The following is an 18387-nucleotide window of genomic DNA, read 5'->3' as shown; positions in this document are numbered from 1 at the left end:
CCCAATCCTGCCGCGACCCACCGACATTCCAACCGACGCGAGAATGCTCTAAAAGAGCAGGTCAGCCTGTGAATAACTCAAGTAATCGCACACCTGTGGAGGAGGAGTCGACCAAGAGATCGAACTCCATTTCCACCGCTCGCCGCCTCGGCCTCGTAGGCTGACCCCATGGCCGCGGAATTGCGGGATCCCGTTCGACGCATGCTCGAGTCGGTGCTCGACGACGTGCGCCCACTCAACGACGGCGAGGTCGCGAGCTACATCCCCGAACTCGCGATCGTCGATCCAGACCGGCTCGGCGCCGCGCTCGCGAGCACCCATGGCGTCGTGCACGAGGCCGGCGACTGCGACGCGACGTTCACGATCCAGTCGGTGTCGAAGCCCTTCGTCTTCGCGCTCGCGGTCGATGCGCTCGGCCTCGTCGAGGTGATCCGGCACGTCGGCCTCGAACCGAGCGGCGAGCCGTTCAACGCGATCAGCCTGGAGGCGGCAACCGGCCGCCCGCTGAACCCCATGATCAATGCCGGCGCCATCGTGACGACCTCGCTCATGCGCGGCGACACGGCCGAGGAGAAGTTCGCCCTCGTGCAGGCCGGGCTCGCGAAGTTCGCGGGCCGCGACCTCTCGGTCGACGAAGACGTGTTCTCCTCCGAGGCATCCACCGGCGATCGCAATCGCGCCCTCGCCTACCTGACCCGCTCGGCCGGCACGCTCGGTTCGACGGCGGATGTCGCGACGACCGCGTACTTCCGCCAGTGCTCGCTCACCGTCAACGCGCGCGACCTCGCGATCATGGCGGCGACGCTCGCGACCGGCGGCGTGAACCCCGTGACCGACGAGCGCGTCATCAGTGAAGACGCCGCCCGGTGGACCATGGCCGTCATGACGAGCTGCGGCATGTACGACGCGTCGGGCGACTGGCTCGTGCGGGTAGGGCTGCCCGCGAAGAGCGGGGTCGGCGGCGGCATCGCCGCGGTGCAACCCGGCCAGTTCGGCATCGGCACCTTCAGCCCGCGCCTCGACGCGCGCGGCAACAGCGCACGCGGGGTCGCGACGCTCGAGCTGCTCTCGGAGCGGCACGGCCTGCACATGCTGCAGCACCACGGCGCGCCGCTGTCGCCGATCGCCTCGCTCGAGCGCGAAGGCGCCGACACCGTCGCGGTGCTCCGCGGAGAGATCTTCTTCGCCGGTGCCGAGGAGGTGCTCACGCGCCTCACCCCCTTCGTCGGCGACGGCGGATGCCTCGTGCTCGACTTCTCCGAAGTGACCCGTGTCGGCGAGGGATCGAAGCGTGTGTTCGCAGCGGCGCCGGCGCTCGTCGGCGCGGCGCCCGATGGGCGCGCCCGCGTCGTCGTGCGCGATCCCGAGGGCGTGCTGCGCCCGCTCGACAGCTGATCACGAGACGCCCGCTCGATCGCGAGCAAGAGCAAAGCCAGAGCAAGAGAACGGATGTCGCGGGCGCGCGCCGCACCGGGGTGTCAACCCCTTCCCGCTCCGAGGCCGATCGCGGGAGGCTGGCAGTGCCGAGCGACCCGACGAAGACGCCCGACGGCGAGGCGGCTCCGCTCAGCGAATCCACCGACGGCGGCCTCGACGGCGGCGACCCGGGAGTCGAGGAGTAGCGCCGACTCCCGCGCCCGCCCTGCTGGGGCGGGCGCGGGAGCCATCAGCGCGCCAGCGCGCCGGTCACCCTCACCGCTCGAGCGTCAGTGTCACTTTCGAACCCGGCTTCGCCGTGATGCGCAGGGTCTGCTTCTTCGCGTTGTAGTGCGCCTTGCCACCCGTGATCGACACCTCGGGTGCCTGCGCGTAGGTCGTCGTCGGCACCCAGATCTCGGTCGGGCCGGCGCCGGCCGTGAAGCTCACCGTGTAGTCACCGCTGGCAGCGTTGAAGTGCTCCGAACCGGGGGTGCCGGCGATCGCGCGTGCATACGGGCCGAACGCGGGCTCGTTGCCGGGTGCGGCTCCGCCCGTGGCGTTCATCGCGCAGTAGCCGCCCCCGTCGCTGCGGCAGTAGTACCAGATCGACCAGCCGCTCGCGAAGCGCTCCATCGCCGCGACCTGTGCGGCGACGAGCGCGGCATTGCCCGGCGTGCGCGAGTTGGGCACGCCCCACTCGCCGACGATCATCGGCATGCCGTTCGCGGTCGGGTAGGCCGAGATCGCGGCCTCGTAGTTCACCACGAAGTCGTCGCCGGTCCAGTCGCCGCCCTCTTCGACACCCGTGTTGTAGAAGTGCGGGGCGTAGCCGACCTTCGGGTCGTCGAAGCTGCGCAGCTGCGTGGGCACGCCGTAGCCGACGAGCACGGTCGGCTCGACGAAGATCCACGACTCGTCGTCGACCGAACGCACCGATTCGATCAGCCGGTCGTACATGTCGCTGATCTTGGTCGACTCGATGCGCGCCGAGGCGGTGACCCAGTCCTCGTCCTCGTAGAACTCGCCGAAGGGCTCGTTGAACAGGTCGTAGCCGAGCAGGCTGTCGTGGCCCTCGAAGCGGTCGGCGACGCGGACCCACAGCTGCTGCTGCGCCGCACGCAGGTCGGCATCGTCGTAGAGGTGCGTGAAGGCGCGCATGACCGCGGGCTGGAAGTAGTTGTTGAACCAGTTGGCCGGGTCGTCGACGAACGGCAGCCCGTCGGTGCGGGTGGCCCACTCGGGCGCGCCGGAGGCGCCGAACACGGGCCCGTAGACGTCTTGGTGCATGTCGAGCATGACGTGCACGCCCTCGCGGTCGGCCGCGTCGAGCACCGAGTCGACATAGTCGAAGTACGCCTCGTCGTACTCGCCCTGCTCGGGCTCGAAGTACTGCCACTGCACGACGAGCCGAAGGAAGTTGAAGCCCTGGTCGGCCATCGACTCGATGTCGGCGGGCGTCAGCCGGTCGTGCACGTACTTCGCCGCGTTGTAGCCGCGCAGTTGCAGCGCACGGCCCTGGTCGTCGGTGATGAAGACGCGGCCGTCGGCGGTCGTGATGGTGCTTCCGTCGTCGGATGCCGCGGGGGCCGGCTTCGCGGCACTGCGGCTGCTGCTCGGCTCCGTGGTCGCAGGCGCGGCCGCTGCTGCGGCCGCCGGAACGAGGGCGAGTGCGGCCGCGGTGGCGAGGGCGAACCCCGCGGCGGCTCGGTGCAAGGTCGTGGGCATGGGCGCTCCTTTGCGCGGATTTCAACCGGGTTGCGAGCGAGCATACGTGAAGTGGGTCAAATGACCTAGTAATCCGGAGAACTCGCTCCGCCTTGCGCCGTCCGGGGCGCGATCGCGGCTGGTCATACACTGGGCGGGTGCGCGAAGAGGTGACTCGAACCGGCACCGATGCCGAGCCTCGCTCGCGCGAGGTGCTCCGCGTTCCCGCCTTCGCACTGTTCTGGAGCGCCACGACGATCCGTGCCTTCGGGAGCGCGATCGCAGGTGTCGCTTTCCAGGTGCTGATCGTGACGGTGCTGAACGCCACACCGATCGAGATCAGCATCCTGAGTGCGCTCGGCGTTGTGCCGTACCTCTTCCTCGGCCTGATCGTCGGTGCGCTCATGGACCGATGGCGGCGTCAACGGACGTTGATCATCACCAGCGTCGGGCGAGCGATCGTCCTCGGATCGATCCCCGTGCTGCTCCTCCTCGACGCGCTCACCTTCTGGTCGCTCGCCGGCGTCATGCTGACGCTCGGCGTCCTGACGCTCTTCGCGGACTCCGCCGCCCAGCCGCTGCTTCCGAACCTCGTTCCGCGAAGCTCACTCGTGATGGCCAACGCGCGGCTCGGCCAGAGCGAGACCGTCGCCGGAACGGCCGGGCCCGCGCTGGGCGGCGCCCTGTTCACGCTGCTCGGTGCGCCGATCCTGTTCGCATTCGACGCGGTGATCAACGCCGTCTCGGCGGTGCTCCAGTCCCGCATCTCGGTGCAGGAGGCAGCGCCGCAGCCCCGCCCGCGAGGCCGTCACATCGGGCACGACATCGTCGAAGGACTGCGCTACACCTATCGGCACCGCACCCTCCGCCCGCTCGCACTCTCGATCCACATCTGGTTCCTCGCGAACAGCATCGTGTCGACCGTGTTCGCCGTGTTCGTCCTTCGGGAGTTGGACCTCGCGCCCGGGGCGTTCGGCGTCGCACTCGCCTTCGGCGGAGTCGGCGGCTTTCTCGGCGCCCTCTTCGCGCCTCGCATCGGTATGCGGCTCGGTGCAGGGCGGGCGATCCTCTTGGGCCGCGCGCTCGCCATCGTGCCGTGGCTCGCGTTGGCGGTGCTGCCGATCGACGCCTCGACCGACCTCGGGGTGCTCATGCCCGTCGTCTCGGCTGCGCAGTTCGTGTTCGGCCTCTCGACGGGCATCGAGGATGCGAACGACACCGGCTACCGACAGGCCGTGGCGCCCGACGCGATTCAGGGCCGCATGAACTCGACCATCCGCACGGTCAACCGCGTCGTCTTCTTCCTCGGCGCATTGCTGACGGGGCTCCTCGCGACGCTCCTGGGCTACCAGTCGACCTTCGGGGTCGCAGCGATCATCTTCACCGTCGCCGCCCTCGTCGTCGCGGTGTCTCCGCTGCGCAGCGCTCGCCACGAGGACGCAGCAGAGACGCACGCCTGAGGCCTCACGGACTCCTGAGGCCTCAGGGACGTCGGCGCGCTACCGCTCGCCGAGCAGCAGCCCGCGCTGCATCGTCTCCGCGCGCATCGCGTTGATGAACTCGCCGTAGGCGTTCTTGCTCTTCGCGTAGCCGATCGCGCCGCCCTTGACCGCGCCGAGCGCGCCATCCTGGTCGAAGCGCAGCCAGGTGTTGCCGTGCTGGTCGACGCCGATGTCGAACGTGAACGAGATGTGGAAGTTCTTGCCCGCCATCGCCCCGAGCAGCAGGGTCTTCGACAGGTTGCCGCGCTCGAGCTTGATGCTCGACTGCGACGGCTGCGTGGCCTCGTAGCCGAGGCCCTGTGCGATCGAGATCACGACGGGCACGGTCTGCTGTTCGTTGCCGGAGAGGATGAGTTCGGGCATGGCGTAGGGCTCCTTCTGATGATTGGCGAGACGACGATATCGCGACCGTCGAGCGGATGTCTCGTGGCGGCGTGCCAGGTCCCAGCCGGCCTCGCTTCCTGCTGGCGGGCACGAGACCCGAGGAGTAGCTTGGCCGCATGACCGTGGCGGTCGATGCAGCCGCGTTCAGCGAGCTGGCATCGGGGTTCGCTGGCGAACTCGTGCGGCCGCACGACGGCACTTACGACGAGCACCGCAGGGTCTGGAACGGATCGATCGATCGTCGTCCCGCCGTGATCGCGCGATGCGCCGGAGCCGACGACATCGGTGCGTCGCTGCTGTTCGCCCGCCGCACGGGGCTGCCCGTGGCGGTTCGCGGGGGCGGCCACAGCTTTCCCGGGCTCTCGGTGTGCGACGACGGCATCGTGATCGACCTCGCACCGATGCGGGCGGTCACCGTCGATCCCGAGGCGCGCACGGTGCACGTGCAGGCGGGCGCACTGCTCGGCGACGTCGATCAGGCCACGCAGCCCTCGGGGCTCGCGGTGCCGAGCGGCATCGTCACGCACACGGGCGTGGCCGGCCTGACGCTCGGCGGCGGCATCGGATGGATCATGCGCAAGCACGGCCTGAGCATCGACCAGCTCTCGTCGGTGGAGCTCACCACCGCCGCGGGCGAGCGCGTCATCGCGAGCGACGCCGAAAACGCCGACCTCTTCTGGGGCGTGCGCGGTGGTGGCGGCAACTTCGGCATCGTCACGGCATTCGACTTCAACCTGTGCGAGGTCGGCCCGACCGTGGTCGCGGGCCCCATCTTCTGGCCGATCGAGCAGTCGCCGCAGGTGCTGCGCTTCTATCGCGATTGGATCGCCGACGCCCCCGACGAGCTGATGACGATCGTGCTGCACCGCAAGGCGCCGCCACTCCCCTACGTTCCGCCCGAACTGCACGGCAAGCTCATCGTCGGCGTGGTCTGCTGCTACACGGGGCCCATCGAAGAGGGCGAGCGAGTCGTGCGCCCGATGAAGCGATTCGGCACGCCGGTGCTCGACCTGTGCGAACCGAAGCCCTTCCTCGAGCACCAGGCGATGTTCGATCCGTCTTTCCCACCCGGCCGCTGGTACTACTTCCGCTCCTGCGACGTCGCCGAGCTGAGCGACGAGGTCATCGACATCACGGTCGAGCACACGCGGCGCATCCAGTCGCCGCTCACGAGCTTCCCCATCTGGCAGATGGGCGGCGCGGTCGCCAGGGTCGGCGAGCACGAGACCGCGTTCAACGGGCGCAGCGTCGGGCACACCTTCAACATCAACGCGGCGACCGCGACATCCGAGGGCTTCGATGCCGAACGCGAATGGGTGCGCGACTTCTGGTCGGCGCTCGAGCCGTTCCACACGAGCGTCTACGTGAACTTCCTCATGGAGGAGGGCGAGGAGCGTATCCGCCAGGCCTATGGACCGGAGAAGTACGACCGGCTCAAGGCTCTCAAGCGCACGTACGACCCTGGCAACCTCTTCAAGCTCAACCAGAACATCCCACCGGATTGAGGGCCTGAGACCGACATGCGCAGCATCACCGTGACCAACAACGTCTCGCTCGACGGCGTGATGCAGGCGCCGATGTCGCCCGACGAGGACACCCGCGGCGGCTTCACCCTGGGCGGCTGGGCGCTCGGTGCGACCGCCGACCCCGAGCTCGGCGCCGAGATGGGCAAGGGCATGGCCAAGACCGGCGCGATGCTCTTCGGCCACCGCACCTACGACCACATGGCCGCCTTCTGGCCGCACCAGACCGACGGCAACCCGTTCACCGAGCACCTCAACCGCACCGAGAAGTACGTCGTCACGCGACATCCGTCACTCGAACTCGATTGGCAGCACTCCACGGTCGTCGCGGGCGACGCCGCGCAGACGGTCGCCGAGCTGAAGGCGACGGATGGCGGTGACCTCTCGATCCTCGGCAGCGGCGAGCTCGTGCGCGCGCTCGCGAAGGTCGGGCTCATCGACGAATACGTGCTGATCATCCACCCCGTGCTGCTCGGCAGCGGGCAGCGCATGTTCGAGGGGGTGCATCAGAAGCTGACGCTCCTGAGCAGCCTGACGACAGGCACTGGCATCACGCTGGCGCGGTACGCGCCCGCCGACTGAGCCCTCGCCGCCCATGCGGAAGGTCGGTACCCTGAAGATGGAACCAGACCGGAAGGTGGTGAGTTCCATGTCTGCGACGCAGTGGAACATCACCGTCGACATCGACGAACAAGAAGACACGACGATGGCATACGCCAGCCTGCGCACGCCCGCGGGTCACGAAGTGACCGGCGCCGGCCAGGCGCAGCGCAATCCGCACGATCCGAGCGTGCCCGAGATCGGCGACGAGCTCGCAGTGTCGCGCGCATTGCGAACCTCGCCGAACGACTGATGCACACGACGGAGAAGGACATCAGTGGCGTCACGGGAGAGCCCGTGCACCTGCACCGGTAGTCAGTGAGCCCGACGGGCACGGGCATCACGCTGGCGCGCTACGCGCCGCGCGACACCCGGCACTCCGTCGGCTGATCTCATTCGCCGGTCAGCGGCGACAGGTCGTCGTCGACGACCGGGGCACTGGTGCAGACGCCCTCGGGGACGTGCTTGCGGATGTACGCGGGCAGATGGCACACCTCGGTCGACGGCATCTGCACCTTGACGGCGCCGGTGCCCGCCCCGGCGGCGCCGCTCTCGGTGAGCCCGCAGCCTGCGAGCACGGCGAGGCCCGCCACGGCCGGGATGATGAGGAACGCGCGTGCGTTCATGATCCGTTCCTTCCCTGGTGCGGGCTCCTGGAGGAGCACCGCTGGGACTCACGGTAGGAAGGTCGCGGCAGCGCTACATGACGCGGGCAGCCCATCTTCGCGCAGGCCTCGGCGTAGTCAATTCGGGTCATCGCCGCCGGCACGGCCGCGGACTATCGTGATGGGCATGCGGGATTGGTCCGCCCCGGCGCTGCCGGCGGTTTGGACGACCTCCGGCCAGCCTCCGTTCATCGCGCGACACGACGAGGTCGCGGCGCTCGATGCCGCGTGGGCCGACGCGACCGCCGGCGCCGGGCGGGCGGTCTTCGTCAGCGGCGACGCGGGCTCGGGCAAGTCGCGGCTCGTGAGCGAGGTGTGCACCCGGCTCAGCGCGGGCGGCGCCGCCGTGCTCACCGGCTCCTGCATCCAAGAGATCGGCGCCCCGTTCGAACCGTTCGGCGAGCCGTTGCGCGCAGTGCTGCCCGCCTACCGAGCGGATGCCGCAGCGGCATCCGCCCTCGAATCGGCCGAGCTGCTCGAACGCGTGCTCGAGCAGACCGATCAGGATGCCGCGGACCGCTCGACCGGGCAGGAGCGCGTGTACGCCGCGGTCGTGGACGTGCTGCGTGCGGCCGCCGAGCGCCGACCGGTGGTGCTCGCCCTCGACGACCTGCATTGGGCGGGGCCTGCGGCCATGCGACTGCTCAGCCGGGTCGTCGAGGGTACGACCGATCGCCGGGTGCTCATCGTGGGCGCGTTCCGCAACTCCCCGCCCGATCGCTCGGAGCCGCTCGCCGATTCGCTCGCACCGCTCGCACGGCTGACCGGCGTGCAGCGCATCGACCTCTCGCCCTTCACGCTCGACCAGATCGCCGACTACGTCGTGATCCGTGCCGGGCTCTCGCGTGAGCGCGCCCTCGACTCGGCAGAGGTGCTGCGCGAGCTCACGGGCGGCAACCCGTTCCTGCTGCGGGCGATGTGGCGGCCGGTGGTCGAGGCGGAGCAGCGCGGGGGCGAGCGCGTGATCGAGCTGCCCGACACGGTGAGCGACATGGCGCGGTCGCGCATCGCCCTGCTCGACGAGACGCAGCGGTCGGTGCTCGTGCTCGCCGCCGTGCTCGGCCAGGAGGTCGACCTCGCCGAAGTGCTCGGCATCAGCGAGGCATCCGTCGAGGTCACGCTGGGGGCGATGGATGCCGCGGTGCGCGGCGGCCTCATCGAGCCACCGCGGCGGGCCGGCGACCACTACCGGTTCACGCACGCGATCGCGCGGCAGGCGATCATCGACGTGATTCCCGCGACCGAGGTGCTGCGCACCCACGCGCGCATCGCGCAGACGCTCGAGGCCGATTTCCCGGCAGCTCCGCGACTCGTGCAGCGGCTCGCCCACCACTACGCCGCGGCGCGCGCCCTCGGCTTCGGCGATCGGGCCGTGACGTACCTCGCCCGTGCCGCCGAGCTCGCCGAGGGCCGCGTCGCCCACGACGACGCCGGCTCCCTGTTCGTGCGCGCCGCCGAGATCACGCCCGACACCGAGGAACGCGCCGAGCTGCTGCTGCGCGCCGCGGAGAGCTGGGACCTCGCGGCCGACACCGCGCGGGCGCGCGCCACCTTCGAGCGGGCGAGCGAGGTGGGCAACGCCCGGCAGCGCCTGCGTGCCGCGATCGGCTACGAGGATGCCTCGTGGCGGCCGGGGCTGCCCGGGTTCCGCGCTCGTGACATGCTCACGGCGGCCCTCGCGGCGGTGCCGACCGATGACGACGACCCGCTCTGCATCGAGGCGCTCGGCTCGCTCGCGCGGGCGATGGCGTTCACCGGCGCCGTCGACGAGGCCGAGCAGATCGCCGCTCGCGCGGTCGAGCTCGCCCGTGCGCGCGGCGACCCGCACCTGCTCGCGGCGACGCTGCGCACGTCGGTGACGCTGACACTGCGCCCCCGCGGTGTCGCCGGGCGCCTCGACCGCGCGACCGAACTTGTGGGGCTCACCAATTCGAGGGTGAACGACTGGCTCGGCGCCGCGTCGATGTACCGGGCGGCGTACTCGTACCTCGTGGGCGATCGCGTCGGCCTCGACGAGTCGGAGCGCCACCTCGACGAGATGCGACGCAACTGGGAGCGGCACTGGAACTACTGGGTCGAGTGCGTGCGATTCACCCGGGAGCTCGTCGCCGGCGACCTCGACGAGGCCGCGGCCGCCTGCCGGCGCGCGCAACAGCGCGAGGGCGTCTTCCGCGACGACGCGACGTCGGGGGCGAGCGCCCTGCAGACGTACATGGTGCGCCGGGAGGCGGGGCTTCTCGAGGCCGTGCGGCCGCTCATCAGCGGCGAGGAGTCGCCCACCGAGCGATGGGCGCCGGGGCTGCTCGCTCTCTACACCGAGCTCGAACTCGAGCGCCCCGCGCGCCGCGCGCTCGCCTGGGTGCTCGAACGCACCGAGGCCGAGCCGAGCATCTCGAGCGACTGGCCGGCCCGGCTCGTCTTCATGACCGAGGCCGCGCTCTGGCTCGGCGACGCCGACACCGCCGCGGTGCTGCACCCCTGGCTCGAGGAGTACGCCGGGCTGAACCTCATGTCGGGGCTGTTCATCGCGCCGTTCGGCGCCGCCGACTGCTACCTCGGCGAGATCGAGTCGCTCTGCGGGTTCGGTGCGCCCGGCGAACGCTTCGCCGCCGCCGTCGACCTCGCTGAACGCAGTGACGCCGGCCTGCATGCCGCCCGGGCCCTCGCCGCCCATGCGGCGCACCTGCGCCGGGCCGACCCCCGATCGCCCGCGGCGAGCGCACTCGCCACTCGGGCACGCGCGATCGCCGAGCCCGCCGGGCTGGTGAAGGTGCTGCGGTCGCTCGACACGGGGGGCGAGGCATCCGCTCGGTCGGTGCACGGGCTGACCGCGCGCGAACGCGAGGTCATCGGGCTGATCGCCGAGGGGCGCAGCAATCGCGACATCGCCGCGGCGCTCGTGATCAGCGAGCACACGGCGGCGAACCATGTGCGCAACATCCTGACGAAGATCGGGGCGGTCAACCGCACGCAGGCGGCGATGTTCGCGCGCGAACACGGGTTGGTGGGCGAGGGCGCCTAGGGCGTGTCGGGCGAATGCCGGGTGCCGCGAGCGACGACCCCGGTCTCGTAGGCCAGCACCACGGCCTGGATCCGGTCTCGGAGGCCGAGCTTGCTCAGGATGCGCCCGACATGGGTCTTCACCGTGGTCTCGGAGAGGAACAGCCGCGCCCCGATCTCGGTGTTCGAGTCGCCGCGTGCGAGGCCGAGGAAGACGTCTCGCTCCCGGTCGGTGAGCTTTCGCAAGACGGCGTCGGGGTCTCCCGTCGGAGCGGTGAGATGGTCGATGAGGCGACGGGTGGTCGCCGGAGCGATGACGGCGTCGCCGTGGTGGACGTGCCGGATCGCGGCGATGATCTCCTCGCCGGGTGCATCCTTCAGGATGAAGCCGCTCGCTCCCGCACGGAGTGCATCGAACGCGTACTCGTCGAGGTCGAAGGTCGTGAGCACGAGCACCTTCGGAGCGTCGACCAGCTTCTGGATCTCGCGCGTGGCCACGATGCCGTCCATGACCGGCATGCGCACATCCATCACGACGACATCGATCTGCTCGGTCTCGAGAACCTGGAGCGCCTCGCCGCCATGGCCGGCTTCTGCGACGACGTCCATGTCGGGTTGGGACCGAGCCACCATCGCGAGGCCCTGTCGCAGGAGTTCTTGATCGTCGACGATCAGCAAGCGGATCATGGCAGACTCCCGTCGTCGTAGGGGATGGTTGCGGTGAGCGTGAACCCCTCGCCCGCGCGCCCATGGGTCTCGAGCGAACCGCCGATGATCTGCAGTCGCTCCCGCATGCCGTCCAGCCCGGCACTGTCGGCATCGACGTCGACGTCGGGGCCCGCGCCGGTGTCGTGCACGCGGATGACGAGCCGGTCGGCATGCCAGTCGAGGCTGAGGCCGGCCTCCGGTGCGGGGCCTGCGTGCTTGAGCACGTTGGTCAGTGCTTCCTGCACGACACGATAGGCGGCGAGGTCGGCTGCGGGGCGAAGCCGACGCTGGTCACCGGATGCCTCGTCGACGAGCTCCACGCCCGCTGCGCGCACCTGGTCCACCAGTGCCGGCAGATCCGCCAAGCCCGGTTGGGGCGCTCGCTCGGTTCCGACATCCGACCTCAGCACGCCCAGCAGTCCGCGCATGTCCCGCAGGGATTCGCGGCCGATCCTCGAGATCGTGGCGAACGTCGCGGCCGTCGGCGCGGTCGGATCGGAGAGTCGGCCGCCTTCGGCCTGGCTCACCATGACGGCCAAGGAGTGGGAGACGATGTCGTGGAGTTCGCGGCTGATGCGATCCCGTTCGGCGCGAGCCGCCTCCGCCCGTTCACGCGCCCGGTCGGCATCGGCCCGTTCCGCCTTCTCCCTCAGCTCGGCGAAATAGGAGTCTCGAACTCTGGCGAGCCGGCCCAGCGCCCACAGGCAGAGAATCGTCGCCGTGATGCCGAGCGTCAGCGCCGCGCGCCAGATGATGAGCTCGCCCTCGTCGGACGGCCTGCCCCAGACCTGCGGGTTCCAGAGCCGAACCACGACGACGGCGGCGACGGCGAGCGCGACAGCCAGACAGACCCAGCTGTCGCGTGCACCGAGCACGCGCGCCGCCGTGAACACGAGCACGCCGAAGACGAGGATGCTCGGCAACGCGAACGCCGGGAACGCGTTCCCCGCGGCATCCTGCAACGGAGGAAGCAGCGCAAGCACCAGTGCCATTCCCGCGCCAACGCCGAACGCGAGTCGGGGCCAACGGCGCCGCAGCGCCGTCGCCGCATGCAACACGACGACCGCGACGCCGGCGAGCACCCGCCACACGAGTGGGCTGTCGGAGAGCTGCAAGAGGCGCAGCGACACGAGGCCGAGCGGGATCGCGTAGGCCGCGGCCACGATCAGATCGGTGAGCGCAGGATTCCGCCTGAACAGGCCGTCCCGCCGCCCGTCGGTCGTGGGCCCTGCGTCGACGATGGAGTTCATCCGCTCACCAGACCCCGTGGGCGTGTGGATCGACGCGACAGCTCCTGACCGGCCGTTCGCCTGTGGAGGTAGGCGAGCGCTGCGATCGCAAGAGCCGCGCCCCACACCGGGAAGAACATCTCGGGCACCCACGCTCCCGGCTCGTGCTCCGCCCCGGTCGCTCCGAACTCCTCGCCCGCGAGTTGCTTCCGCACGTACATCAGGCCGGCCGACATGATCGGCAACGAGATGGCGATCGCGAGGGCCGCGGGAAGCCGTGGTGGAATCGCCCGCCCGCGCAGGAACGGCACCCAGCGCGGCCAGATTTCGCCCCAGGGGCGGACGAGGCCGAGGGTCAGCACGGCTCCGAGGAGTGCGACGCCGCCCAGCCCGGCGCCGATGGGCGCTGCGTGGGCATCGACGAGCCGCTGCATGAAGCTCGGGCTGATGCCGATCGGCACGCCGGCGAACCATCCGATTCGCGTGATCGCGTACCCGACGGGAACGACGACGGCCACGCCGGTCGCCCAGCGGCCAACCCGAAGCGCGGTCGCGGCCCGCAGCCCGGGCGCAGCGTCATCCGTCTTCGTCTCGCCTGCGCGATTCCGTGCCATCAGACCGCGAATGCCGAGGGAGGCCACGCTGGCACCGGCGACCATCAGAACCATTTGGTTGATGTTCGGCCAGATGAGCATTGTCGCCATGATATGCGGGTCGACGTGACCGAGGAGGGCCGCAACGGCCATCACCGGCAAGTAGGCGGCGAACACCAGCACCCGGAAATCCGTGAGCACGACGGCCAATGTCACCCCGACGAGCACCGCGACGGCGGCCGGAGCGCGAGCAGCGGGACGACGCGCGAGCAGCACGACCAGCACCCCGGCGAGCGCGGCCGCCCCGGCGAGGATCCAGCCGCCGACCTGGGTCGGCACGGGATCCATCACGGAGGCTCGCGGACCGGCCCCGCCGCCGGAGAACGGGTATCCCGATGCCCCGAGACCCCATGCGGTGCCCGCCAGAAGATAGCCGACGGACCACGCGGTCGCGATCCACCACGGCACGGACCGGAGCGCCCGGAAGTTCCGCCTTGACGTGTCTCCGCCGTTCCGATCCGCGGGTGAGCTGTGCTCCACGGGTCTACCTCGTCCGCACCGGCAGCAGTGCCGCCGCCAGAAGCGCCGGGCCGCCGATGAGCGACCACAGTCCTGGTCCAGCCGGCGAGAGGACGATCTCGGGGTGCACGCGCAGCACGTTGACGGCCATCAGGCAGAGGAGCGCGCCCACGACCGCGACGATCACGCGCATGACGCGTCCGACGCCGCGGCGCGAGAAGCGCCACGCGATGACGGCGATCACCCAGAGCACGAGGCTGACGCCCACCCCGAAGACCAGGAACAGCGGCCACGAGGCATCCGGGTCGGCCACGAAGCCGCCGGCGTTGGTGATCGTATGAGCCGCGCCCAGGCCGATCAGGGCGAGGCTCCCGATGCCGCCCAGCAGACGGCGGGAGCGGAAGAACCGGATGGTCGGGGTGTGCGTGATGTTCGTGCGAGTGCTTGTCGATGTGTCCATGCCTTCAGGCTGACCCGGCCAGCGCCGCTCGACCATCCTCCGCAGGTATCGGCACCTTCCTCCTCGCGAACGACATGTGGAACGACCTCGAAGCGGATTCCCTGATGCCGCCGCGGCGCCGCAGGGCTACACTCCGCGACTATGGACATGCTGATGGGCGACCAGATCGCCGCGGCCCACCTGACCGACTGGCGCAAGCTCGCCCAGGGGCTCCATGCGCGGTACCTGATCGATGATTTCGGCGCCGGCGCACGGTTCGTCGTCGCCGTGGGCGAGGCGGGCGACGCGCTCGGCCACCACCCGCGCGTCTCGATCGGCACCGGGTACATCGACCTCGAACTGGTCAGCGACGACGCCATCTACCGCGACGACGACGGCACTGAGTACGTCGTCGAATGGGTGACCCAGCAGGATGTCGACCTCGCGCGCCGCATCACGTCGATAGCTGCCGACCACGGGCTCGACGCCGATCCGGCCTCGGTCAGCGAGATCGAGCTCGGCCTCGACACGGCGCGCTCGGCGACCATCGCCCCGGTGTGGGCGGCCCTCCTGACCGGCAGCGCCGAGTCCCAGGGCCGCGGTACCCCCGGCGACGAGATCCGGGATGCCACGGTGCGGGTGCCGAACCTGTGGTTCGAGGAGGCCGACCAGCACGAGGCCCCGCGGCAGCGATTCCACCTCGAGGTCTACGTGGCGCCCGAGGCGGTCGAGCCACGCGTCGCCGCCGCCCTTGCCGCTGGCGGAACCATCGTCGACGACAGCGACTCGCCATCGCTCACGGTGATCGCCGACCAAGACGGCAACAAGGCAGTCATTGCGACGAAGGGGTAAAGGGCCGGCTCAGCGGCCGCGAGAGACGACTCAACCGCCGGCTCGGGGTGAGGTGACTAGCTGACGGCGGCGAGGTTGCCCGTCGGCATCATGCGGCCGTCGACCTCGGTGATGACGTCGGCGGGCATGCCGGCACGCACGGCCGCCGCCCGAATAGCCTCCATCGACGCCGCCTCGTAGAGGCAGTAGCTCTTGCGCCGGTCGACCGAGAGGAAGGAGTAGAGCCACCGCACCTCCTCCTCATCGTTGATGAGGTTGATGTCGGCAGCGGCCTCGAGCGGCACCGGAACGTCTTCGGCGTAGTTGCGCTCGATGATGAAGTACGGCATCGGCGAACCCCCTTTGCGCGTGTGGGGCACAGGCTACTCCTGATGCGGGGTGGCGGCCTCCGTGGGTGCGCTCGGATGTCGCGGGGTACTCAGTTTCCGCCGCCACCGCCGTCGCCGCCACCGAAGCCGCCGTCGAAGCCCCCGCCACCGTCGAAGCCGCTCCCGCCACCGAACCCGCCGCCCGAGTCGCCGAACCCGCCGCCTCCTCCGTCGCCGAACGTGCCGTCACCACCGGCGAGATACCCGCCACCCCACCCCTTGGTGTCGGCGAGCATCGGCACACCGAATCGAGAATCCTCACTGCGCTGCAGCAGCCCGCCGCCCACGCCGATCGGCTGCACGAGCTCGGCGGCGACGATCGCGAGGCACGACGCGAGGCGGTCAACCGAGAGCGGCGCCGTCGAGCGGTACCAGCTCGGCGCGGTGCCCGACCTCGCTGCGACTTCCGCAAAGCTGCGAACCACGGATGTCTCGCCGAACAGCACTGCCCACGGCAGCAGCTTCTCGCCCGCGGCGACGGACGGGACATCCGCCCCCTCGATCGCCGCGCGCAGCTCGTTCGCCCGCGCTCGCAACTGCATGCCGGCCGCGTTCAGCGGAATCGCCCGCGGCAGGAACACGCGCACCGCGACCGCCGCCGCCCCGATCACGATCGCGCTCCAGGCGACGGACCTCGATGGCGCATCGGGCAGGGTGAGGCTGATGAACCCGAGCACCACGCCGGCGAGGCCCGCATACGTCGTCACCCGGAATCGCATGCCGGGCCGCTTCTCGCGATACCAGGCGGCCGCGTCGCGGAATCCGTCGCGCGTGACCGCGAGCAGGTGCCCGTTGTTCTTCACGACCCGGTCGACGTCGACGCTCGTGCCGCGCGCGAGCGTGCGCGATCCGCCCACGAGCCCGGGCGCGAGCATCGCGATCACCGTGCCGTCGGCGCCTTCGTTCTCGACGTCGGCGCGAGGCGCCAGCGGATAGTCGCCGTCGAACACCAGGCGGATGTCATTCGCCTGCCCCCGTTCCCCGGGCAGATCGGCGGCTTCACGGATGTCGCGGCGATCCTCGATCGCGATCACCCCGGTGACGGCGAGCAGCACGACCGTCGCGGGCAGCCACCGCGTCGCGGCCTCCCCCGACACGAACCCGACCGGCAGCACGCCCGCGGTCTCGGCGTCGACGACGGCCAATGCATCGCCCGGAGGGGGCGGGCGAAGCCACGAGACGATGAGCGTGCCGACGCAGACCGCCGCGGTCAGCGATGCGGCGAGCGCGATGAGCGGCAGGATGGCCGTGCTGAGGCTGCTGCCCGTCGTTGCCGCGAGCTGCTCTGCGTCGGCGCCGGCGTTGCTCAGGTCGGCGATGACCTGGGGCAGTGCCGAAGCGAAGAAGTGCTTCATGAGCGGAGATTACTCCTGCTGCGGGCGGCGGGCTACGGCAGAAACATGAACGACAGGTCAGTTGCCGACTGAGTGGTACCGGTGCTGGCCCGAGAACCATAGCCCGGTCGACCGGGATCTCCGATAGGTGCCCAGGAACCCGATCGGACGAACGAAAACTTCCACGCGCCAGGACGCGTTTGGCTTCAGCGGAAGCCCCGCTCCGAGCTCGACGAGTCCTCGATACCAACCGAGGGCGCTCTCGGCCGCGTACACTGCCGTGCGCTCTCCCGAGACGGTGAGCGTTGCGTCATAGCGAGTGCCGGCCGGCCCTTCGACATGGCTTCCCCCCTCCAAGTGTTTCCCGTGCGGGGTCGTGCCATCGAAAGTGAATTCGTCCCGGGCCTCAGCGAATCGGCGCTGCCACTCAGATGACAACTGATCGGCCGCACCGTCGTAGTCGGTCCATTCCGCCAAGGCTTGATGCTCGAACGTCGAAAGGCGGTCATGGCACCACTCGATATACGGCAACAAGTTGCCATCTCGACCCCAAACAGCTTCGATCAAGCCGAAGCGCGCGTCGTCCATGGGCTTTCCTGCGTCGTACCACCACCTCAGCCCTCTGTCGTGGCGTGTCCAGCCGAATGAGTAGGTGAGAAAGCTCTGGAGCGACGCCCAGTACCCGAGGTACGGCATGAAGTCGACTCCGCGTTCGGGCGCAGCAGGCATCGGAGCCCCGGCGGCGGGCGCGACGAGAGCACGGTACGGGAGAGCATTCGCCCAGCACCAATCCCACTGGCCTCCGACCTGGGCAGCGAGCACGTCGTGATTCACGGAATCGAGCCGCGGGCGCTCCACCCGGCTCAGCTGGAATTCACTCAAGGGATCTCTTTCGTCGATGCTCAGGATTCCGATGCGGTGATCTGGAGCGTATCCAGTTCGACAGGCTGACGGCGCAAGACCGGGTCATGTCGGCCGTGAACCTGACCTGTCTCTCTTCGACCGGCGATCGAGCAGCCTGCTCCGCCGTTCGTCGAGCGCCACGACTCGCGCGCGGATCGTGACGAGCACCGCCGCGACACGACGCCGATGATGCGCCTCAAGCCGGCCGGCGTCCTCGAGGGAGCGCGCCCGGATCGCGAGGTCGCGCGCCTTCGTGACGGTGTCGCGTCGCCAGTCCTGATAGTGCTCGTCGCTGCGGCTCGCGAGACGTTCGAAGCGATCGTCGATGATGGCGAGCCGCAGTTCGAGATCGTTGACGTTCGCGAAGAACCGCGCTCGCTCGATGGCCTGCTCCGCCGGATCATCGATGCCGAGATGCCTCGCCGCAAGCGCTGCGCGGTAAGAGTCCGAAACCATGGTCGTGCCCCTAGCTGACTCCAGCCGTGGGCCGAAGATTCCGACGCTAGACGGGGCCGCCGACATTCGGGCCACACCGGCGTAGAGGCGCGTCCCGTTGATGAACCGCTGCGACTCGAGCCGCCGGCCGCCGACCCGTGTGCCCCGTAGTGGGGGCCCGTATTCGGAGAAGCCGATCAGCACGAGATT

Annotated in this window: 18 protein-coding genes; 7 read left to right on the top strand and 11 right to left on the bottom strand. The window is 69.9% G+C overall.

What is annotated here, in order from left to right:
• Positions 1-168 precede the first annotated feature (168 nt).
• Positions 169-1395: a glutaminase A gene (gene glsA, locus JOE59_RS00425; protein ID WP_204458312.1), complete on the top strand. Its 1227-nt coding sequence runs from the start codon at positions 169-171 to the stop codon at positions 1393-1395.
• Positions 1396-1692: 297 nt separating this feature from the next.
• Here glsA and JOE59_RS00420 read toward each other — a convergent pair whose 3' ends face one another.
• Positions 1693-3144, bottom strand: coding sequence for a cellulase family glycosylhydrolase (locus JOE59_RS00420; protein ID WP_204458304.1), 1452 nt, complete (start codon positions 3142-3144; stop codon positions 1693-1695).
• A gap of 137 nt (positions 3145-3281) precedes the next feature.
• On the opposite strand from JOE59_RS00420, the gene JOE59_RS00415 reads away from it, so the two are divergent.
• Positions 3282-4583, top strand: a complete 1302-nt coding sequence (locus JOE59_RS00415; RefSeq protein ID WP_307836891.1) for an MFS transporter — start codon at positions 3282-3284, stop codon at positions 4581-4583.
• Between the two features lie 39 nt (positions 4584-4622).
• On the opposite strand, the gene JOE59_RS00410 is transcribed toward JOE59_RS00415, so the two are convergent.
• Complete coding sequence (locus JOE59_RS00410) at positions 4623-4988, bottom strand: hypothetical protein (protein WP_204458296.1); 366 nt, start codon at positions 4986-4988, stop codon at positions 4623-4625.
• A 137-nt stretch (positions 4989-5125) separates the two neighbouring features.
• Here JOE59_RS00410 and JOE59_RS00405 point away from each other — a divergent pair, with 137 nt between their 5' ends.
• The 3 genes from JOE59_RS00405 to JOE59_RS00395 all read left to right on the top strand — a co-directional run bounded on the left by JOE59_RS00405 (position 5126) and on the right by JOE59_RS00395 (position 7385).
• Positions 5126-6514 (top strand): FAD-binding oxidoreductase, encoded by a 1389-nt coding sequence (locus tag JOE59_RS00405; RefSeq protein ID WP_204458294.1) that lies wholly within the window; start codon positions 5126-5128, stop codon positions 6512-6514.
• A 15-nt stretch (positions 6515-6529) separates the two neighbouring features.
• Positions 6530-7114, top strand: a complete 585-nt coding sequence (locus tag JOE59_RS00400) for a dihydrofolate reductase family protein (protein WP_204458291.1) — start codon at positions 6530-6532, stop codon at positions 7112-7114.
• Positions 7115-7181: 67 nt separating this feature from the next.
• A complete protein-coding gene (locus JOE59_RS00395) occupies positions 7182-7385 on the top strand; it encodes a dsRBD fold-containing protein (protein ID WP_239560036.1) in 204 nt (67 codons plus the stop codon).
• A 139-nt stretch (positions 7386-7524) separates the two neighbouring features.
• On the opposite strand, the gene JOE59_RS00390 is transcribed toward JOE59_RS00395, so the two are convergent.
• Entirely contained in the window at positions 7525-7758 is a 234-nt protein-coding gene (locus JOE59_RS00390; protein ID WP_204458289.1) for a hypothetical protein, read from the bottom strand.
• Positions 7759-7924: 166 nt separating this feature from the next.
• Between JOE59_RS00390 and JOE59_RS00385 the strand changes: the two genes are divergently transcribed.
• Complete coding sequence (locus JOE59_RS00385) at positions 7925-10819, top strand: ATP-binding protein (protein ID WP_204458286.1); 2895 nt, start codon at positions 7925-7927, stop codon at positions 10817-10819.
• Here JOE59_RS00385 and JOE59_RS00380 read toward each other — a convergent pair.
• The 4 genes from JOE59_RS00380 to JOE59_RS00365 all read right to left on the bottom strand — a co-directional run bounded on the left by JOE59_RS00380 (position 10816) and on the right by JOE59_RS00365 (position 14306).
• A complete protein-coding gene (locus JOE59_RS00380) occupies positions 10816-11484 on the bottom strand; it encodes a response regulator transcription factor (protein WP_204458284.1) in 669 nt (222 codons plus the stop codon). The genes JOE59_RS00385 and JOE59_RS00380 overlap by 4 nt on opposite strands.
• Complete coding sequence (locus tag JOE59_RS00375) at positions 11481-12755, bottom strand: sensor histidine kinase (RefSeq protein WP_204458282.1); 1275 nt, start codon at positions 12753-12755, stop codon at positions 11481-11483. Before JOE59_RS00375 ends, JOE59_RS00380 begins: the two co-directional genes overlap by 4 nt.
• Positions 12752-13795, bottom strand: a complete 1044-nt coding sequence (locus JOE59_RS00370) for a hypothetical protein (protein WP_204458280.1) — start codon at positions 13793-13795, stop codon at positions 12752-12754. The genes JOE59_RS00375 and JOE59_RS00370 overlap by 4 nt, the downstream gene beginning before the upstream one ends.
• A 76-nt stretch (positions 13796-13871) precedes the next feature.
• Positions 13872-14306 (bottom strand): hypothetical protein, encoded by a 435-nt coding sequence (locus JOE59_RS00365; RefSeq protein ID WP_204458278.1) that lies wholly within the window; start codon positions 14304-14306, stop codon positions 13872-13874.
• Between the two features lie 141 nt (positions 14307-14447).
• On the opposite strand from JOE59_RS00365, the gene JOE59_RS00360 reads away from it, so the two are divergent.
• Positions 14448-15137, top strand: a complete 690-nt coding sequence (locus tag JOE59_RS00360; protein ID WP_204458276.1) for a 4a-hydroxytetrahydrobiopterin dehydratase — start codon at positions 14448-14450, stop codon at positions 15135-15137.
• A 56-nt stretch (positions 15138-15193) separates the two neighbouring features.
• On the opposite strand, the gene JOE59_RS00355 is transcribed toward JOE59_RS00360, so the two are convergent.
• From JOE59_RS00355 to JOE59_RS00340, 4 genes are all read right to left on the bottom strand, one after another.
• On the bottom strand, positions 15194-15466 hold the full coding sequence (locus tag JOE59_RS00355) for a DUF4242 domain-containing protein (protein WP_204458275.1): 273 nt from the start codon (positions 15464-15466) through the stop codon (positions 15194-15196).
• Positions 15467-15555: 89 nt separating this feature from the next.
• Positions 15556-16860 (bottom strand): hypothetical protein, encoded by a 1305-nt coding sequence (locus tag JOE59_RS00350; RefSeq protein ID WP_204458274.1) that lies wholly within the window; start codon positions 16858-16860, stop codon positions 15556-15558.
• 57 nt (positions 16861-16917) lie between these two features.
• A complete protein-coding gene (locus JOE59_RS00345; RefSeq protein WP_204458273.1) occupies positions 16918-17721 on the bottom strand; it encodes a hypothetical protein in 804 nt (267 codons plus the stop codon).
• A gap of 84 nt (positions 17722-17805) precedes the next feature.
• Positions 17806-18381 carry a hypothetical protein gene (locus JOE59_RS00340; protein WP_204458272.1) on the bottom strand — a complete coding sequence of 192 codons (576 nt, stop codon included), beginning with the start codon at positions 18379-18381 and terminating at the stop codon, positions 17806-17808.
• Between the last annotated feature and the right edge of the window lie 6 nt (positions 18382-18387).

Source organism: Agromyces cerinus (assembly GCF_016907835.1).
Taxonomy (GTDB): domain Bacteria; phylum Actinomycetota; class Actinomycetes; order Actinomycetales; family Microbacteriaceae; genus Agromyces; species Agromyces nitratus.
This window is presented reverse-complemented; position numbering and strand designations above follow the sequence as displayed.

Bases quoted from the DNA above. Each gene is read 5' to 3' on its own strand.
- glsA (WP_204458312.1), top strand. From the start codon at position 169: ATGGCCGCGGAATTGCGGGATCCCGTTCGACGCATGCTCGAGTCGGTG.
- JOE59_RS00385 (WP_204458286.1), top strand. From the start codon at position 7,925: ATGCGGGATTGGTCCGCCCCGGCGCTGCCGGCGGTTTGGACGACCTCC.
- JOE59_RS00375 (WP_204458282.1), bottom strand. From the start codon at position 12,755: ATGAACTCCATCGTCGACGCAGGGCCCACGACCGACGGGCGGCGGGAC.
- JOE59_RS00400 (WP_204458291.1), top strand. From the start codon at position 6,530: ATGCGCAGCATCACCGTGACCAACAACGTCTCGCTCGACGGCGTGATG.
- JOE59_RS00405 (WP_204458294.1), top strand. From the start codon at position 5,126: ATGACCGTGGCGGTCGATGCAGCCGCGTTCAGCGAGCTGGCATCGGGG.
- JOE59_RS00420 (WP_204458304.1), bottom strand. From the start codon at position 3,144: ATGCCCACGACCTTGCACCGAGCCGCCGCGGGGTTCGCCCTCGCCACC.
- JOE59_RS00380 (WP_204458284.1), bottom strand. From the start codon at position 11,484: ATGATCCGCTTGCTGATCGTCGACGATCAAGAACTCCTGCGACAGGGC.
- JOE59_RS00355 (WP_204458275.1), bottom strand. From the start codon at position 15,466: ATGCCGTACTTCATCATCGAGCGCAACTACGCCGAAGACGTTCCGGTG.
- JOE59_RS00365 (WP_204458278.1), bottom strand. From the start codon at position 14,306: ATGGACACATCGACAAGCACTCGCACGAACATCACGCACACCCCGACC.
- JOE59_RS00395 (WP_239560036.1), top strand. From the start codon at position 7,182: ATGTCTGCGACGCAGTGGAACATCACCGTCGACATCGACGAACAAGAA.
- JOE59_RS00390 (WP_204458289.1), bottom strand. From the start codon at position 7,758: ATGAACGCACGCGCGTTCCTCATCATCCCGGCCGTGGCGGGCCTCGCC.
- JOE59_RS00410 (WP_204458296.1), bottom strand. From the start codon at position 4,988: ATGCCCGAACTCATCCTCTCCGGCAACGAACAGCAGACCGTGCCCGTC.
- JOE59_RS00360 (WP_204458276.1), top strand. From the start codon at position 14,448: ATGGACATGCTGATGGGCGACCAGATCGCCGCGGCCCACCTGACCGAC.
- JOE59_RS00350 (WP_204458274.1), bottom strand. From the start codon at position 16,860: ATGAAGCACTTCTTCGCTTCGGCACTGCCCCAGGTCATCGCCGACCTG.